Annotated in this window: 18 protein-coding genes; all 18 read right to left on the bottom strand. The window is 39.9% G+C overall.

Features of this window, described 5'->3' with window-relative positions; genetic code table 11:
• Position 1 precedes the first annotated feature (1 nt).
• Complete coding sequence (gene lacB, locus FJN11_RS04985; RefSeq protein WP_140224229.1) at positions 2 to 517, bottom strand: galactose-6-phosphate isomerase subunit LacB; 516 nt, start codon at positions 515 to 517, stop codon at positions 2 to 4.
• Positions 518 to 547: 30 nt separating this feature from the next.
• On the bottom strand, positions 548 to 973 hold the full coding sequence (lacA, locus tag FJN11_RS04990; RefSeq protein ID WP_049551849.1) for a galactose-6-phosphate isomerase subunit LacA: 426 nt from the start codon (positions 971 to 973) through the stop codon (positions 548 to 550).
• Between the two features lie 287 nt (positions 974 to 1,260).
• Positions 1,261 to 2,157 (bottom strand): aldose 1-epimerase family protein, encoded by an 897-nt coding sequence (locus tag FJN11_RS04995; RefSeq protein ID WP_140224230.1) that lies wholly within the window; start codon positions 2,155 to 2,157, stop codon positions 1,261 to 1,263.
• A gap of 98 nt (positions 2,158 to 2,255) precedes the next feature.
• Complete coding sequence (locus tag FJN11_RS05000) at positions 2,256 to 3,731, bottom strand: PTS galactitol transporter subunit IIC (RefSeq protein ID WP_125458360.1); 1,476 nt, start codon at positions 3,729 to 3,731, stop codon at positions 2,256 to 2,258.
• Positions 3,732 to 3,778: 47 nt separating this feature from the next.
• Positions 3,779 to 4,084, bottom strand: a complete 306-nt coding sequence (locus tag FJN11_RS05005) for a PTS sugar transporter subunit IIB (RefSeq protein WP_000590547.1) — start codon at positions 4,082 to 4,084, stop codon at positions 3,779 to 3,781.
• 38 nt (positions 4,085 to 4,122) lie between these two features.
• Positions 4,123 to 4,599: a PTS sugar transporter subunit IIA gene (locus tag FJN11_RS05010; RefSeq protein ID WP_004260657.1), complete on the bottom strand. Its 477-nt coding sequence runs from the start codon at positions 4,597 to 4,599 to the stop codon at positions 4,123 to 4,125.
• 208 nt (positions 4,600 to 4,807) lie between these two features.
• Positions 4,808 to 5,419 carry a hypothetical protein gene (locus FJN11_RS05015; protein WP_033686909.1) on the bottom strand — a complete coding sequence of 204 codons (612 nt, stop codon included), beginning with the start codon at positions 5,417 to 5,419 and terminating at the stop codon, positions 4,808 to 4,810.
• A 184-nt stretch (positions 5,420 to 5,603) separates the two neighbouring features.
• Entirely contained in the window at positions 5,604 to 6,299 is a 696-nt protein-coding gene (locus tag FJN11_RS05020) for a hypothetical protein (protein WP_140224231.1), read from the bottom strand.
• Between the two features lie 246 nt (positions 6,300 to 6,545).
• Positions 6,546 to 8,369, bottom strand: a complete 1,824-nt coding sequence (gene lepA / locus FJN11_RS05025) for a translation elongation factor 4 (protein WP_140224232.1) — start codon at positions 8,367 to 8,369, stop codon at positions 6,546 to 6,548.
• Positions 8,370 to 8,447: 78 nt separating this feature from the next.
• Entirely contained in the window at positions 8,448 to 9,176 is a 729-nt protein-coding gene (locus FJN11_RS05030; RefSeq protein WP_140224233.1) for a metallophosphoesterase family protein, read from the bottom strand.
• A 1-nt stretch (position 9,177) separates the two neighbouring features.
• Positions 9,178 to 10,845 (bottom strand): DNA repair protein RecN, encoded by a 1,668-nt coding sequence (gene recN / locus FJN11_RS05035; protein WP_140224234.1) that lies wholly within the window; start codon positions 10,843 to 10,845, stop codon positions 9,178 to 9,180.
• Positions 10,846 to 10,851: 6 nt separating this feature from the next.
• A complete protein-coding gene (locus FJN11_RS05040) occupies positions 10,852 to 11,283 on the bottom strand; it encodes an arginine repressor (RefSeq protein ID WP_020900686.1) in 432 nt (143 codons plus the stop codon).
• Positions 11,276 to 12,091: a TlyA family RNA methyltransferase gene (locus tag FJN11_RS05045; RefSeq protein WP_140224235.1), complete on the bottom strand. Its 816-nt coding sequence runs from the start codon at positions 12,089 to 12,091 to the stop codon at positions 11,276 to 11,278. Before FJN11_RS05045 ends, FJN11_RS05040 begins: the two co-directional genes overlap by 8 nt.
• Complete coding sequence (locus FJN11_RS05050; RefSeq protein WP_140224236.1) at positions 12,084 to 12,959, bottom strand: polyprenyl synthetase family protein; 876 nt, start codon at positions 12,957 to 12,959, stop codon at positions 12,084 to 12,086. Before FJN11_RS05050 ends, FJN11_RS05045 begins: the two co-directional genes overlap by 8 nt.
• Positions 12,956 to 13,168, bottom strand: coding sequence for an exodeoxyribonuclease VII small subunit (locus FJN11_RS05055; protein WP_000043226.1), 213 nt, complete (start codon positions 13,166 to 13,168; stop codon positions 12,956 to 12,958). Before FJN11_RS05055 ends, FJN11_RS05050 begins: the two co-directional genes overlap by 4 nt.
• Complete coding sequence (gene xseA, locus FJN11_RS05060) at positions 13,146 to 14,486, bottom strand: exodeoxyribonuclease VII large subunit (RefSeq protein WP_140224237.1); 1,341 nt, start codon at positions 14,484 to 14,486, stop codon at positions 13,146 to 13,148. The genes FJN11_RS05055 and xseA overlap by 23 nt, the downstream gene beginning before the upstream one ends.
• A 127-nt stretch (positions 14,487 to 14,613) precedes the next feature.
• A complete protein-coding gene (gene udk, locus FJN11_RS05065; RefSeq protein ID WP_125431907.1) occupies positions 14,614 to 15,252 on the bottom strand; it encodes a uridine kinase in 639 nt (212 codons plus the stop codon).
• A gap of 112 nt (positions 15,253 to 15,364) precedes the next feature.
• Positions 15,365 to 16,243: a tRNA pseudouridine(55) synthase TruB gene (gene truB / locus FJN11_RS05070; protein WP_140224238.1), complete on the bottom strand. Its 879-nt coding sequence runs from the start codon at positions 16,241 to 16,243 to the stop codon at positions 15,365 to 15,367.
• Positions 16,244 to 16,294: the final 51 nt, after the last annotated feature.

Below are 16,294 nucleotides of genomic sequence, written 5' to 3' on the forward strand. Positions count from 1 at the left end.
CTTAGTCGTGGTATTCACCGCGATCCCATTTTTCAAGGAATTCTGTAAAGAAGTTTGCATCTGCTTGATGAGCATTGTGAGTTTCAACGTGTTCAATTTTCGCAATCAATTTTTTGTTTTCTTCAGATGGTTTGTATTCAGCATGGATGAAAGCTTCAATGATATCACACATGAGCAATTCACCAGTAATCTTACCACCAAAACCGATAACGTTAGCGTTCAATTGCTCTTTAGCATAAAGTGCTGTTGTCATATCACGAACCAAGGCAGAGCGTACACCTGGAACTTTGTTAACAGCGTTATTGATACCAACACCAGTACCACAGATACATACCCCAAGATCAGCTTGACCGCTAGTTACGGCTTCACCAACTTTTTTACCAAAGATTGGGTAGTGAGTACGTGTATGGTCATATGTACCAAAGTCAATGACTTCATATCCTTTTGATTTCAAAAATTCTGAAACCGCCATTTTTTCATCTGTTACGATGTGGTCACATCCAATTGCAATTCTCATTTTTAACTTACCTTTCTTACTGTAATCTAATTAGCACATTTTGTTCAACATGTCGACACGAATTTGGTGACGTCCACCATCGTATTTACCGTTAACAAATCCTTTAGCGATATTTTTAGCCAATTCATCACCAACAAGTTGTGCACCCATAGTGATCATACGTGAGTTGTTGTGACCACGAGTCATATAAGCTGAACGTTCGTCAGATACCTCTGCAGCAACCATTCCTTTGATCTTAGTTGCAACCATAAATGGACCAGCCCCATAAGCATCAATCACGATACCAAGGTTTTGTTCTTCTTTGTTTACTTCTGCAGCAACAGCAAGAGTCACATCAACAAAGTCTTGACCATCAGCTGTAACATCCACAACGTGGAAGTTCTCTTTTTCCAAGAAGTCTTTCACAACTTCTTTCAATCTCAAACCTGCAGCATCTGCACCGATAACAATAGACATATTGTATACTCCTTTTTATTTTTCTAGGCTAGTAAAACCTTTTATAGTTAGCAGTTTACCTACAAAAAGTTTTCTAGCAGTTTATTGACAAATTGGATTGAATGAGATGAATGACACCTTATTCAAGTTTAGGAAACCAGTTTCCTAGAAATAATCTTTCTCCACGAAAGAAAATATAACAAGCGATTGTTTGTTTGTGACAAACATCATTTGTTGTTTACAAACATAATATACTCCTATTTCTTAAAAAAGTCAACAATTAATGTTTGTTTTTGTGTTTTTTTTAATTAAAAAATTTCGATATCAAAACCAATTTGATCCACTTGACCAGGTTCTAGGAGGCGAACATTCTTCTTATCTTCTAGATGATCTCCTTCTTCAAGGGATGTTGACAAGCCAGACCATGGTTCAAAAGCAATGAAAGGTCCCTTATTCAAAGTTGACCATATAATGAGGTTTGGAAACTCTGCAAAGTGCACTTTCAATCCCTTATCATGTTTACGAGAACGAAGGGAAATTGTTCTAGATTGCAATTCATCTAAGGTAACTGCATCTGTACTGAAAAGATCATAATTAAGATCTTTTTCTTTTTGACCCTCTAGCCATGGACTTCTATCTTGAAAATCCAGCATACCTGTTTCTGGGAAAGGACGAGGAACAGAGCAAGTCTCTTCTTTCTCAAACTCTAAATAGTAATCTTCATAGATCTCATCATCTAGTAGAGGACAATTAAATCCTGGATGTCCACCAATAAAGTAAGGCATGACCTTGCTAGTTTCTTTATTGAAAATTTTGTATTGAGTCCGTACTGTCTTTCCTGTAAGGATATAAGTGATTTCTAGGCGGAAATGATAAGGATAGTTTTGATAGCTATTCTCATCGTCTTCAATTGCAAAAGTTACACTATTATCTGTCTGTTCAACTAATTCAAATTCTTCCTTGCGAACCAAACCATGACGAGGAATCTTTCCTTGACTTTCTTCTCCCTTTTCATCTATATAGAGGGTTGTATCCTCTCTCAAAGAACCACAAATGGGGAAGAGAACAGGAGCTTGTCCACTCCAATAAGTGGGATCCCCTTGCCACAAATACTCCAGTCCCTCAGCATCTTTTATAGAAGAAAGAGCTCCACCAAAACTGTTAAATTGAACTCTTAATTGTTCTGATTTTAATTCAATTACCATTATTTTCTCCGATTTCTTGATAGTTTATAAAAAACTAGGCTGTCACTCCTAATGGTATGACAACCTAGTTTCAACAATTTACATTTTATAGGAGCGCATTATTTTGCTTTTGCTGCGTACTCTTCGTTACGTTTGATCATTTGTTTTCTGTACCATGCAAAGATACCGATATAGAATACAAGGAAGGCTACAGCACCAAGGATTGCTTTGATATCACCAGTTGTAGTGTTACCAATTGTCCAACCAAGAAGTTTTTCGATTGGTCCTTCAAGAGTTGAGTGAGTGATCAATTGAGTTTGGCTCACACCTTCTGGGAAGGCACCTACACCTTTAGCAAGTTCTGTTGCAAATGGCGCGATAAGTGTACCTGAAAGAAGGAAGAGTGGCAACAAGAGTGTTCCGAAGATAATCATACGGAGCAATTTACCACGTGTTACAACCAAGAGAGCTGGAGTAACACCCATAGCGATGATACCTGCAAGTGGCAAGATACCATTTCCGACGTTTGAAAGAAGCACAGCTTCAATCAACATAATTGGTGCAAGTACGTTTGCACAAGCCCAGATTTCAGCACGACCAGCGATGAATGGCCAGTCTAGACCGATGTTAAACTTACGTCCTTCCAAACGTTTAGTAGCAACGTTTGTAATACCTTGTGAAAGTGGTTCTACGGCAGCAATGAACCATGAACCGATAAGTGAGAAGAGTTCCAAAGCTACACCGGCTGTCAAACCAAGAGACAACCAACCTTTAATAACAAGTTCCCATGAAGATGCATCTTCTACTCCAGCAACTGGATGTGGAGTTCCCATCAAACCAATAACGATACCAAGAATGAAACCGATGAAGAATTTAGATCCCCAGAAACCGATTTTCTTGTTCAATTTTGCAGCGTCAAAGTCATATTTATCAAGACCTGGCAAAACTTTATCAAAAATCTTATCCAAGACCATGATAACTGGGTTCATCATGTAGTTCATGTGAGTTGAAGTCATTGGTGATGAACTTGGTGCGTTAAGAAGGTCGTCGAATGTTGGTTTCATCAAATCAGAGTTGATGATCTTCAAAATACCTACAAGTACAACTGCTGCTGTCGCGATGAAGAGTGAAACCCCTTGGCTTACACCATTGTTGTCTGCATACCATTTGATCAAAAGACCAGTGATTGACAAGTGCCAGATATCGAAGATATCGACATCAAGTGTGTCTGTTTTTTTCATTGCAAGCATCACAACGTTGACAATCAACATTACAAGCAAGAAGTAAAGTGTCCAAGCAGATCCCCAAGTGATGGTAGCAAGTGGTGCCCAACCAACGTCGGTGATGTTCAATTGAATACCAGTGTTTTCAACGAATTTTGCAAGTGATGCTGAGAAAGCACCATTTAACATACCGATGATGGCACCGATACCTGTAAGAGCGATGGCAAGTTTGATACCACCTTCAAGCGCTTTGGAGAATTTCACTCCAAAAAGTAGGGCCAACACTGTCAAAATGATCAGCATGATGATAGGGCCACCCATAGCCAAGATAGGTTTAAAGATATCGTTGGCCAGATTGATAATGACATCCATAATAGTTCCTCCCTTTTTATAGTTATATGAATGTTAACAAATTAAAATTAGCTTAATCCGTGTTCTTTGATAGCTGCTTCAATATTGTCAAATACTGGAGCACTCATTGCTGGGATACGGAATAAGATTGGTCCAGCTTCGATAACTGGAATACCTGGGTCAAAACCAAGATCTGTCGCAGCAATTGGTGTGAAGATGTCATAACCTTTGATAAGGTCTTCATTAACGTCTTTGACCATTACCGCGTCACAGTGAACATCGAAACCGCGGTTTGAAAGTTCTTCTTCAAGAGCACTTTTAATTTGGTGGCTTGAGTTAACACCTGCACCGCAGGCAGCAAGAATTTTAATCATATGGATTTCCTCCGATTTAATATTTTTAATAGACAAGATTAAGCAATTGCTTCAGCAATATAAGCATAGATGGCTTCTGGTTCAGAAATTTTTGATAGGTCTTCAAGATGACCATTTCCAGTAAAGAAGTCCATCAACTGAGCAAGAATGTTGGTTTGGCTTGAACTTGAGTTATTAATGATAAAGAAGAGTAAGGATACTTCCACTTCCTTATCTGGCGCAATCATATTGTGGAAAGTCACTGGTTTTTCTAATCGAACTACCACAACTTTTTCGGCAAGATTATGAACAATATCTGTGTGAGGAATAGCCACATTCGGCAAATCCTTACCCAAAAATTCCATATCTAAGCCAGTTGGAAATGACTTTTCACGCGTGATCAGGGCTTCACGATAGGTCGGAGTCACGATTTCTCGTTCTTCCAATAAAGTTGCGACCTGATCAAAGAGATGTTCTTGATTATCCGCTTCTAAGCAAAACACAAGGTTTTTGTCAAAGAAATGATCTAATCCCATAAGGTTTTCCCTTCTTTCCATTAACTTTATGCTATAAGTATAACACTATATGAAATCGTTGTCAATATTTTTTGTTGTTTTTTGTCCTTTTTTTGATTATTTTGTTTATTTTTTATCTTTATAAGCAAAACAAACATTTAAAACAAACATTTAAAACGGTTTTTAATGACTTAAACAAAAAAACAGGATACCAATCCTGCTTTAATAATTATTTTTGAATTGTCCAACTCTCTTCAATCATGGGAAGTAGATTTTTTAATGTTTCTGGAGTCCCTTCTAAAGCAACATATCTGAACTTACCATCACTAGATTTAAAAATCCATGTAATGATGTATTTTCCAGACTTAGAAATTGCGTTAACTACATAGGCTTCATAACCTCCAATAGTTGACTTAGAACCCCATACTTTAGTGAATTCTGGATTACTTTCTTTTGAAGTAAAAATACTATCAGAAATACGAACTGTTTCAAGTTTTTGAAATTCATTATCAGAAATACCAAATTGTTCTGCTTTAAAAGTATTCAAGGTGACAATATTGACATCCGTACCGTCTGAATATTGAATATCATTGCCTCCCTGTACTTCATTGAACTTAATCCAAGACTTTGGTACTTTAACGAACCCATACTCATCAGAACCAATAACCTGTGTTTCTTCAGTCTTCTTATCAGAACTTGTAGTCGTCGGGGTAGACCCTTCCTGGCTACTTGAAGAACTAGTAATCACATTCGTGCTAGATTCTGTTTGACTCTTATTTGAACATGCCACTAACGTGACACTTGTAAGCAAAATAGATGCTAAAAGTAAAATTTTTTTCATAATAACCTCCATATGTTACTCTACCATAAATGGAGTTAATTTACAATTTTTAATAAAAACAAATAAAGTATAAGAATTTTTTCCAATTTTAGTTCAAACATTGGATTTGATAATATAGAATATACTCTTGATTATGAAAACTGACTAAGTCGTATCGAGTATCTATTTATCCAATTATTGAATTCTATAATAACATTGAATCACTTTCCGAATATCCTTTTTCAACAAATATTTTAATATTCATTGTATTTGCTTGATTCAATCGTATATTCTTACTAAAAGTTAATAAATATAGATATATCGTCGTAAAAAACATAACAATTAAATTACCATATACATAAATATAAATAAGTAAAGAACTGGCAATAACCACATTTATAATTAGGAGAAGCCAATTTTTTAATTTAAAATTACTAAACTTTTCAACTACATGGTAATGACGAGAATTTTCTAATATAAAAATTTTATTAATCATCAGTTTTTGCTTATAAGAATAGCCCAAGCGAAATAATACTGATAATATAACAGGTAATGCAGAAAAGATAAAATACGTAAAGCTATGAGATAAAACAAGATTAAATTTATTAAAGCCAATAAATTCTATTAAAAGAATGAAAAAAATCACTATCATTATCGGTAGCATGAAAAATCTACTTAATTTTATATTTTTTGTTATATCTTCTCGCTTATCCTCAGATTGCTTTTTTATCTTATAAAATAAATCAAAATCAATCTTATAAATTTTATAAAAATAACCAAAACAAGTCGTAGATTCACAATCCAGTAACCCGTAACCATTATTTATTTCAATTAATAAATATCGAGTAAAACCATATAACTTTTCAGTTTTAATTTGTTTTTCTTCTAATACTTTCATCATAAGTTAAAGGAATCGCCCCTTCTTTACTAACAATTATAGATCCAAGCGGTAAAATAGAATCATTATTCTAATTCATTTTCTGCCCCAGTTCTTTATCAATTTTATTTAAAATTTTCCTAGTCATAATAACTTTTAGTATTCCATATAACCTCCGTATTTTACTCTACCATAAATGGAGTTAAGTTACAATTTTTAACTAAAAATATAAAACTCTTGAATGTATTTCAAGAGTTTTATATAGAATCATTATTCTTCATCCATACTCAAGACGCTAAGGAAGGCTTCTTGCGGAACTTCTACTGATCCGATGGCTTTCATACGTTTTTTACCAGCTTTTTGTTTTTCAAGCAGTTTACGCTTACGAGAAACGTCACCACCATAACATTTAGCAAGTACGTTCTTACGAAGGGCCTTGATATCAGTACGAGCCACAATTTTATGTCCAATTGCTGCTTGAATTGGTACCTCGAATTGTTGACGAGGGATAATTTTCTTAAGTTTATCAACGATGAGTTTTCCTCGTTCGTAGGCAAAATCCTTGTGAACGATAAAGCTGAGGGCATCCACCTTGTCTCCATTGAGAAGAATATCCATTTTGACCAGCTTAGACGGACGATACTCTGACAATTCGTAGTCAAAGCTTGCATAACCACGCGTCGAAGACTTAAGCTTATCAAAGAAGTCAAAGACGATTTCAGCCAGTGGAATTTGATAGATAACATTAACACGGTTATCATCGATATAATCCATAGTCACAAAGTCCCCACGCTTACGTTGAGCTAGCTCCATCACTGCTCCGACGAACTCCTGTGGTACCATGATCTGCGCCTTAATATAAGGCTCTTCAATAGTCGCAATCTTAGTTGGGTCTGGAAACTCAGATGGGTTAGACACATCCATAGACTCACCGTCGGTCAAATTAACTTTGTAAATAACAGACGGAGCTGTCATAATGAGGTCGATGTTGAACTCACGTTCCAAACGCTCTTGGATAACATCCATATGGAGAAGTCCAAGGAAACCACAACGGAAACCAAATCCAAGTGCCTGAGATGTTTCTGGTTCAAACTGAAGACTAGCATCATTCAGTTGTAATTTTTCAAGCGCTTCACGTAGGTCATTGTACTTGTTTGACTCGATAGGATATAGACCCGCAAAGACCATAGGATTCATCTGCTTGTAGCCATGTAATGGCTCTGCAGCAGGATTGGTTGCCAAAGTAACAGTATCACCCACACGAGTGTCTTGAACCGTCTTGATAGAAGCTGCAATATAACCAACGTCACCAGTCGCAAGGAAATCACGACCAACTGCTTTGGGAGTAAAAATACCGACTTCGGTCACATCAAAAGTCTTGCCATTACTCATGAGCTGAATCTTATCGCCAGGTTTAACCACCCCATCCATGACACGCACTTGAAGAATAACCCCACGGTAGGCATCGTAAACAGAGTCGAAAATTAAGGCCTTAAGTGGCGCCGTTACATCACCCGTTGGTGCTGGTACTTTTTCTACGATTTGCTCGAGGATTTCCTCGATACCGATACCAGCCTTGGCAGAAGCCAAAACTGCTTCACTGGCATCCAAACCAATGACATCTTCAATCTCTGTACGCACGCGCTCAGGATCTGCTGCTGGCAGGTCAATTTTATTAATGACTGGCATGATTTCCAAATCATTGTCCAAGGCTAGATAAACGTTGGCAAGGGTTTGAGCCTCAATTCCTTGGGCAGCATCAACCACCAAAATCGCTCCCTCACAGGCAGCTAGCGAACGCGAAACTTCATAGGTAAAGTCAACGTGCCCCGGCGTGTCAATCAAGTGGAAGATATAGGTTTCCCCATCTTTTGCAGTGTAATTCAACTCGATGGCATTCAACTTAATGGTAATCCCACGTTCCCGCTCTAAGTCCATGCTATCCAAAAGCTGGGCCTGCATTTCTCGACTTGAAACCGTCTCTGTTTTTTCTAAAATGCGGTCTGCTAGAGTTGATTTCCCGTGGTCAATATGGGCGATAATAGAGAAGTTACGGATCTTCTCCTGTCGTTTTTTCAATTCTTCTAAGTTCATGATTCTCTTCCTTTCAGGGTATCTATTTATTATAAATTGTTTTTGACATTTTGACAAGACCATACCCTGCCAGGAGTACTAATCTTCAGCAACAAAGCCGTCATTTTCGATAAAGTGGTGTTCTGTCATTCCTTGGTCTGTAAAGACAATCCCATGAAGGACACCACCATAAACAGCTCCTCCGTCCATCCCAATCTTGCCATCTTCTGTAGTCCAAAGATCAGCTGTACCACGCTCTTGCTTTAACAAACCATATACCGGTGTATGGCCAAAGACAATGATTTTTCCAGTATGATTTTCTGCTTCGTGGAATGGTTTTCTAAGCCAGACTTTTTTATAATCTGTGGTTTCATGCCAGTCGTCTAAGGTCAAATCAATACCAGCATGTACAAAGATATACTTATCTGTCTCTACCACAAACGGCATTTGACGAATAAATTCGACCAAGTCTGCTGCTTCAGTGGCAACACGCTTGGCATCTTCTACTCCATCAACTAGTGCATCCAAGGGACGACCTAGGATAGAGTTAATAGTTGTATCTCCACCATTTCGACGATAATGATCATAGCTTTCTTCTGGGTCATCAAGCCAAGTCAGAAACATATACTCATGGTTTCCTGATAAACAGATCGCCCCTTGATTGTCCACTAAGTCCTTGACCATTTCAAGAACACGGCGACTATCCTCACCACGGTCAATCAAGTCCCCTAGAAAGAGCAACTGGGTCTGGCCGTCCCATGTTTTGAGAAGGTCTTCCAGCATCCCAGCTTTTCCATGAACATCTCCAATTACATAATAGTCTGTCATCTTATTTCTCCCTGTTTCTCAACAATTCTCTGGCTTGCGTCAGGGCTGCTTCCGTCACATCATCACCTGCCAACATCTTAGCAACTTCTTCCACTCGCTCTTCAACCGTCAAGAGACGAACAGTCGAAACCGTTGAATGCTCATTGCTAATCTTCTCAATAAAGAATTGATAATCCGCAATCGCAATCACTTGTGGTAAATGGGAAATAGCAAGAACCTGACCATGCTGACCAATCTTGTGAATCTTCTGCGCGATAGCCTGAGCTACACGACCTGAAACTCCTGTATCCACTTCATCAAAGACAATACTTGTCTTACCTTCTTTACGTGAAAAGGCGGACTTAATGGCTAGCATGAGACGAGATAATTCTCCACCAGACGCAACCTTAACCAAGGGTTTAAAGTCTTCGCCAGGGTTGGTTGAAATGTAAAACTCAACCGTTTCATTGCCCTCACGGCTGAATTTGCCCTTGCTAAAACGAACTTGAAACTGGGCTTTTTCCATATAAAGATCTTGCAGTTCTTGTTTAATCTCAGCTTCGAGCTGCTGGGCCAAGTCATGACGTGCAGATGCAAGCTGACCTGCCAAATCAACAAGATTGACTTCCAATTTCTTGAGCTCTGCTTCCATGTCCTCAGAAGAAAGATTATTGCCTGTCAAGAGATTGTATTCTTCCGTAATCTTGGCAAAATAAAGCAAGACATCGTCTACAGTCCCACCATACTTACGGGTAATGGTATGAAGGAGGTCCAAACGATTCTCAACCTGCATGAGGCGATTGCCATCAAAATCAAGGTCCTCAATAATAGCTTCCAAACGTTTGCTAATGTCTTCTAAGACATAGTAGGTCTCAGACAGTGAGCTTGAAATTTCACGGTATTCAGGGTCGTACTCTTCGACACTTTCCATATCATTCATGGCTGAACGAACATTGGCCAGACTTGAAAAATCTTCATTGTCCAACATACTATAGGCATTGGTCAACGTATCCGCAATATTTTTATGGTTGAGCAGTTTATCACGCTCTTGATTGAGAGCCAGATCTTCTCCAGCTTTCAAGTTTGCTGCCTCAATCTCTGCCATTTGAAATTCCAACATTTCGATACGTGCCTTGTGTTCCTGTTGGTTTTTCTTGACTTCCAGAACCTGCTTACGCATTTTTCGATAGGCATCAAAACTCGTTTGATAGGTTTCTTTCAAGGCCCAAAAGCCTGTATCACCAAATTCATCCAACATCTGGATATGAAGTTGAGGACGCATTAACTCTTCTTGGTCATGCTGACCATGAATATCTACCAGATGTTGCCCAATAGCACGCAAAACAGACAGATTGACCATCTGGCCATTCACACGACTGATACTCCGACCATTTTGCAAGATTTCTCGACGAATGATAATCTCATCACCCATTTCCAAACCTTGCTCATCAAAAATGTCCTGTAAAAGGCGACTATTCTCAACTGAGAAAAGCCCCTCAATCTCTGCCTTTGGCGCACCATAACGAATAACATCTGTCGTCGCACGAGCTCCCAACATCATATTCATGGCATCAATGATAATCGACTTCCCTGCACCCGTTTCACCAGTCAGGACAGTCATTCCCTTTTCAAAATTGAGGGAAATGGCCTCAATAATGGCAAAGTTTTTTATCGAAATTTCAAGTAACATATAGACCTACCAATTTTTTACTTGTTCAAAGATTTCCTCAGCTAGACTTTCACTTCTGGCAATGACTAATATCGAACTATCATCAGCTAAGCAGCTGAAAATCTTGTCGGCAAATGTCTCGATTAACTGAGCTTTTACAAAAGCTGTATTTCCTGGGATAACCTGGAGATTGATCATCTTGTCCATCAATTCAGCTGACTCAATATTGTCTTCAGCCAGTTGCAAACTTTTTACGATTGATTTTGGCAATTCATAAACATAGGTGTTGTCTCTCAAAGGAATTTTGACAATACCTAGCTCTTTGATATCTCGGGATACCGTTGCCTGAGTGGCAGTGATGCCCGCCTCTTTCAAATGTTCAACGATTTCTTCTTGCGTACCGATTTGATAATCTGTCACAAATCGTCTAATTTTTTCAAGTCTCTCTTTTTTATTCATTTTTAAATTGACTATGCGCCCTCTCTACTACTTCTTCAATTTCAGCAAGAACCTGATTGCTTGCTGACTCTTCTTTTTTCAAATACGCTAAAAACTCAATATTTCCATGACCGCCTTGGATGGGAGAAAAGTCCAATCCAAGGACTGAAAAGCCTTCCTCTACTGCCATAGCTGTGACAGATTCAAGGACATGTTGATGGACCTTGGCATCACGAATGATTCCATTTTTTCCAATCTGCTCACGTCCTGCTTCAAACTGGGGCTTAACCAAAGCCACAACCTGACCTTGATTAGCCAAGACACAGTGCAAGGCTGGTAAAATCAGACTGAGGGAAATGAAACTCACATCAATACTGGCAAAGCTCGGTTCCTTTTCAAAATCAGTCTTTTCAGCATAGCGGAAATTGAACTGCTCCATGCTGACTACTCTTGGGTCTTGGCGTAATTTCCAAGCCAACTGATTGGTACCGACATCGACTGCAAAGACCAATTCAGCACCATTTTGCAACATGACATCGGTAAAACCTCCAGTAGAAGCACCGATATCAATCGTAGTCGCGCCATCCACCGACAAATCAAAGACCTGCAAGGCCTTCTCCAGTTTCAAACCACCACGGCTAACATACTTGAGTTTCTCCCCCTTGAGTTTTAGCTCGGTGTCATCTGGAATTTTCTCTCCTGGTTTGTCAAAACGCTCTCCGTTAAGGACTGCTACGACTAGGCCAGCCATTACACCACGTTTGGCCTGCTCTCTCGTTTCAAACAAGCCCTGTTTATAAGCTAGTACATCCACTCTTTCCTTAGGCATTGATTCTCAAACTTTCTACTACTTTTACAATCGATTCTGTTTCAAAGGGAACCTGCTGGGTAATTTCTTCTAATTTTGCATTAGCCTGATCCAAAGTCTGGTTACAAAAGGCAATAGCCTCTTCCAAGCCCAACAAGGCTGGATAGGTTGATTTTTCAGCCTGTAGGTCCTTTTGAGGAGTCTTGCCGATTTCCTCAAAACTAGCGGTCACATCCAGTACATCGTCTCGAACTTGAAAAGCAAGTCCGATTAATTCCCCAACAGTTTTCAGCTTCACCTGTATTTCAGGTGCCAATTCGGCTATAATAGCAGCTGCTTGGAAGGGATAAGCTAGTAATTTTCCAGTCTTATTAGCATGAATAGTCTGGAGTTCTTCCAAAGACAAATGCTGGTGTTCACCCTCCATGTCCAAAACCTGCCCTGCCACCATGCCCAGACTTCCTGAAGCTAGGGATAAGTTAGCAATCAAGTCCACCTTGATCTGACTTGGCAAATCTGCCTGCGCTATCAAGGCATAAGGATCTAGGAATAAAGCATCTCCAGCCAAAATGGCCATAGCTTCACCGAATTTCTTGTGATTGGTCAAGCGTCCCCGACGGTAATCATCATCATCCATAGCTGGAAGATCATCGTGAATCAAACTACCTGTATGAATCATTTCTAATGCTGCAGCCACCTGCGCATGAGCAGGTTTGATGGTAACTTGTAAGGCTTCCAGAACTTCTAACAAGAGAAAGGGTCGAATACGCTTGCCACCAGCATGAATGGAATAGAGAACAGACTCTCGCAAACTAGAGGCAAACTGCTGGTCTCCATAAAAATCTTCCAAGGCCGACTCGACAAGAGCTAATTTTTCTTGCTTCTTCATTCAAAATCACTTTCTGTTCCGTCTTCTTGCATGACCTTGACCAAGGTCTTTTCAGCCTTATCCAAGGTGGCTTGGAGCTCTTTTGACAAGACCATGCCCTTTTGAAAGGCAGCAATCGCATCTTCCAGAGCAATTTCACCATTTTCCAAGCTTTGGACAATGGTCTCCAATTCTGCTAGATTTTCCTCAAATTTCTTTTGTTTTGACATCTTTAACCTCTAATTCTACTTGACCATCTCGCATCAACAGCGTCACTTGGTCTTTTTTCTTCAAACTCTCAACCGAATCTATTACAGACTCTTCTTTTTTGACGATTGCATAACCACGCGCCACGATTCGACTGGTATCCAACATCAGCAAGGCTTCTGAAAGTCGCTTGACCTCAGCAACCTTGGCGTCATAAACCAGCGCCATTTGGCTACGGAGGAGCTTGTCCAATTGAGCTAGTCTGTCCTGATAGCGTTGAATTTTGGTAACAGGCGATAATTGGACTAGTTGATGTGTCCTTGCTTGGACTACTTGTTTGTTATCGGAAATCTGTGTTCGCAAACTTTGTTTTAAGCGCAATTGCAGTTGATCTAAGCGTTGCAAATAACCATCATACAAGCGCTCTGGCTGTCTAAAGATAACAGACTGACTGCATTTTTTCAAAGCTTCTTGTTTCTTAGATAGGACATTTCGGACTGCCGTTGCCATCCGTTTTTCCTGATTTTGCAAATGAGCTAATAAATCCAACTTGGTCACAGGTGTTGCTAGTTCAGCTGCCGCTGTCGGCGTCGCAGCTCGTCTATCTGCCACAAAATCTGCCAAGGTCACATCTGTCTCATGTCCCACACTAGAAATGATTGGCAAACGAGATTCAAAAATAGCTCGTACCACAATTTCTTCGTTAAAGGCCCAGAGATCCTCTATGGAACCACCACCACGACCAATAATCAGCAAGTCCAAATCGTCCCGTTGATTAGCACGCGCAATATTACGAGCAATTTCCTCCGCAGAACCTTCACCTTGAACCTTGGTCGGATAGAGAAGAATGTCGACACCTGGAAATCGCCTGCTGACGGTCGTGATAATATCTCGAATAACGGCTCCACTGCGACTGGTCACTACACCAATTCTCTTAGAAAATTGGGGCAGAGGTTGCTTGAAGCGTTCTTGAAACAGGCCTTCTTCTGTCAATTTTTTCTTGAGTTGCTCAAACTGAATCGCAAGCGCACCAACTCCATCAGGCTCTGCCTTTTCAATGATGATGGAGTAGCTACCACTTGGTTCATAGACCTGCACACGCCCAATCACATTGATCTTCATTCCTTCTTCCAGGTCAAAACCTAATTTCTGATAAATCCCAGACCAAATAGTCGCTTGAATAACTGCATGGTCATCTTTTAGGGAAAAATATTGGTGTGTAGGTCGTTTACGAAAGTTGGAAACTTGACCAGTTAAATAGACCCGTTCCAAATAAGGGTCTTTATCGAATTTCATTTTTAGATACTTGGTCAAAGTTGTTACCGATAAATACTTTTCCATCTCCACCTACTATTCATTTTCTTGCTCTTTCATGGGTATTATTATACCAAAAATATGCCTAAAAATCTCCATTTATGTACCATTATGAGGGAAAAATAGAAAAAGGAGGCAAGGCCTCCACATCTGATTATTTGCTATTTCGAGCTTCATCCAAAATCTTTTCAATTTTGGTTGTCAACAGGTCAATAGCCACGGTATTGCTGACCCCTTCAGGAATGACGATATCAGCATAACGCTTGGTTGGTTCGATAAACTGATGATACATAGGTTTAACCACACCTAAGTACTGGTCAATGACGCTATCAAGGCTACGGCCACGCTCTTCCATATCACGCTTGATCCGACGAATAATGCGCACATCATCATCTGTATCCACAAAAATCTTAATATCCATCAAATCGCGCAGGCGCTTATCCTCCAAGACCAAAATCCCCTCAACGATAAAGACATCTTGAGGTTCTTGACGATAGGTCTTGCTACTTCGTGTATGCTCTGTATAGTCGTAAGTCGGAATATCCACCGGACGCCCTGCCAACAATTCCTTAATCTGCTCGATCATCAAGTCTGTATCAAAGGCAAAAGGATGGTCGTAGTTGGTTTTGACACGCTCTTCAAAGGTCAAATGAGACTGATCCTTGTAGTATGAATCATGCTCAATCATGGAAATCTTTTCATCAGGAAAATGCGATAAAATGGCTCTTGAAACACTGGTCTTACCACCACCAGAACCACCTGTCACTCCGATAATGATTGGTCTATTTTGCATGCTATCCTCCGTTTTTTTATCCGTCGTCTATTCTATCACATTTTTTGCAAAATTTATAGTCTGGTTTGGATAATCTAGGGGAAACAATTCCAATTTCTACACTTCAATTATACTAACGAAAAACCTTCCTTGGCTTGTAGAGATTGTCCCGTTTTTCTAGAATGGCTAGCAATTTATCATCTTCAAAGGCAGCTAATTCTTGTTCTGTTTGTTCGAGTTCTATAAAACGACCAAAGCGCACTTCTGTAGCCTCTTCTGGACTTAGGAAAACTTTGACAAGGTCCCCTGTCCCAATCTCTAGAGGATAGAGAAAGTCCAATTGGCCAGCCTCCACTTTCCCAGCAATTTCTTCCAAGGTAAGTGCGTCTTCTAATTGTAAGCCAGCAGCACTAGTACGAGTTAACTGAGACATATGGGCAGCATAACCAAGCTTCTCTCCCAAATCAACTGACAAGGTACGGATGTAAGTCCCCTTGCTACATTTCACACGAAAAGTAAAACGTGCTAAATTCCCCTCATAAGCAATCGGACTTGTCCGCTCAAATTGATAAATGGTCACCTGACGCTCTGGACGCTCCACTTCCTGACCAGCACGCGCATACTCATAGAGCTTGCGACCATTGACCTTGACTGCCGAATACATAGGCGGAATCTGAATAATAGGTCCTGTCAGACTGGCGATTGCTTCATCAACAAGCTTTTCATCCAAGGGCGATAAAACAGGTGTCTCTGCGACCACTTCCCCACTGGCATCCTCAGTCGTCGTGGAATAGCCCAGAGTGATTTCCCCCTCATAGACCTTGCCCTCGTCCTGCATAAACTCGACCATGCGTGTCGCCTTGCCAACCGCAATCGGCAAAACACCCACCACATCCGGATCCAGGGTTCCACCATGACCAATCTTCTTAGTTCCCAAAATCTTACGCAGTTTAAAAACCGCATCATGCGAGGTCATCCCCGCTTCTTTTTTTAAGTTGATAATACCGTTCATTTGTTACTTTCTAATTCCCTTTTCACTTTACATCAACATATTCTATCTTAG

Source organism: Streptococcus symci, assembly GCF_006385165.1.
GTDB classification, from domain to species: Bacteria; Bacillota; Bacilli; order Lactobacillales; family Streptococcaceae; genus Streptococcus; species Streptococcus symci.

Excerpts from the sequence above, each read along its gene's own strand:
- FJN11_RS05015 (WP_033686909.1), bottom strand. The coding sequence starts at position 5,419 with ATGAAAAAAATTTTACTTTTAGCATCTATTTTGCTTACAAGTGTCACG.
- recN (WP_140224234.1), bottom strand. The coding sequence starts at position 10,845 with ATGTTACTTGAAATTTCGATAAAAAACTTTGCCATTATTGAGGCCATT.
- FJN11_RS04995 (WP_140224230.1), bottom strand. The coding sequence starts at position 2,157 with ATGGTAATTGAATTAAAATCAGAACAATTAAGAGTTCAATTTAACAGT.
- FJN11_RS05010 (WP_004260657.1), bottom strand. The coding sequence starts at position 4,599 with ATGGGATTAGATCATTTCTTTGACAAAAACCTTGTGTTTTGCTTAGAA.
- lepA (WP_140224232.1), bottom strand. The coding sequence starts at position 8,369 with ATGAACTTAGAAGAATTGAAAAAACGACAGGAGAAGATCCGTAACTTC.
- FJN11_RS05055 (WP_000043226.1), bottom strand. The coding sequence starts at position 13,168 with ATGTCAAAACAAAAGAAATTTGAGGAAAATCTAGCAGAATTGGAGACC.
- truB (WP_140224238.1), bottom strand. The coding sequence starts at position 16,243 with ATGAACGGTATTATCAACTTAAAAAAAGAAGCGGGGATGACCTCGCAT.
- FJN11_RS05030 (WP_140224233.1), bottom strand. The coding sequence starts at position 9,176 with ATGACAGACTATTATGTAATTGGAGATGTTCATGGAAAAGCTGGGATG.
- udk (WP_125431907.1), bottom strand. The coding sequence starts at position 15,252 with ATGCAAAATAGACCAATCATTATCGGAGTGACAGGTGGTTCTGGTGGT.
- FJN11_RS05045 (WP_140224235.1), bottom strand. The coding sequence starts at position 12,091 with ATGCCTAAGGAAAGAGTGGATGTACTAGCTTATAAACAGGGCTTGTTT.
- lacB (WP_140224229.1), bottom strand. The coding sequence starts at position 517 with ATGAGAATTGCAATTGGATGTGACCACATCGTAACAGATGAAAAAATG.
- xseA (WP_140224237.1), bottom strand. The coding sequence starts at position 14,486 with ATGGAAAAGTATTTATCGGTAACAACTTTGACCAAGTATCTAAAAATG.
- FJN11_RS05000 (WP_125458360.1), bottom strand. The coding sequence starts at position 3,731 with ATGGATGTCATTATCAATCTGGCCAACGATATCTTTAAACCTATCTTG.
- FJN11_RS05020 (WP_140224231.1), bottom strand. The coding sequence starts at position 6,299 with ATGATGAAAGTATTAGAAGAAAAACAAATTAAAACTGAAAAGTTATAT.
- lacA (WP_049551849.1), bottom strand. The coding sequence starts at position 973 with ATGTCTATTGTTATCGGTGCAGATGCTGCAGGTTTGAGATTGAAAGAA.
- FJN11_RS05040 (WP_020900686.1), bottom strand. The coding sequence starts at position 11,283 with ATGAATAAAAAAGAGAGACTTGAAAAAATTAGACGATTTGTGACAGAT.
- FJN11_RS05050 (WP_140224236.1), bottom strand. The coding sequence starts at position 12,959 with ATGAAGAAGCAAGAAAAATTAGCTCTTGTCGAGTCGGCCTTGGAAGAT.
- FJN11_RS05005 (WP_000590547.1), bottom strand. The coding sequence starts at position 4,084 with ATGATTAAAATTCTTGCTGCCTGCGGTGCAGGTGTTAACTCAAGCCAC.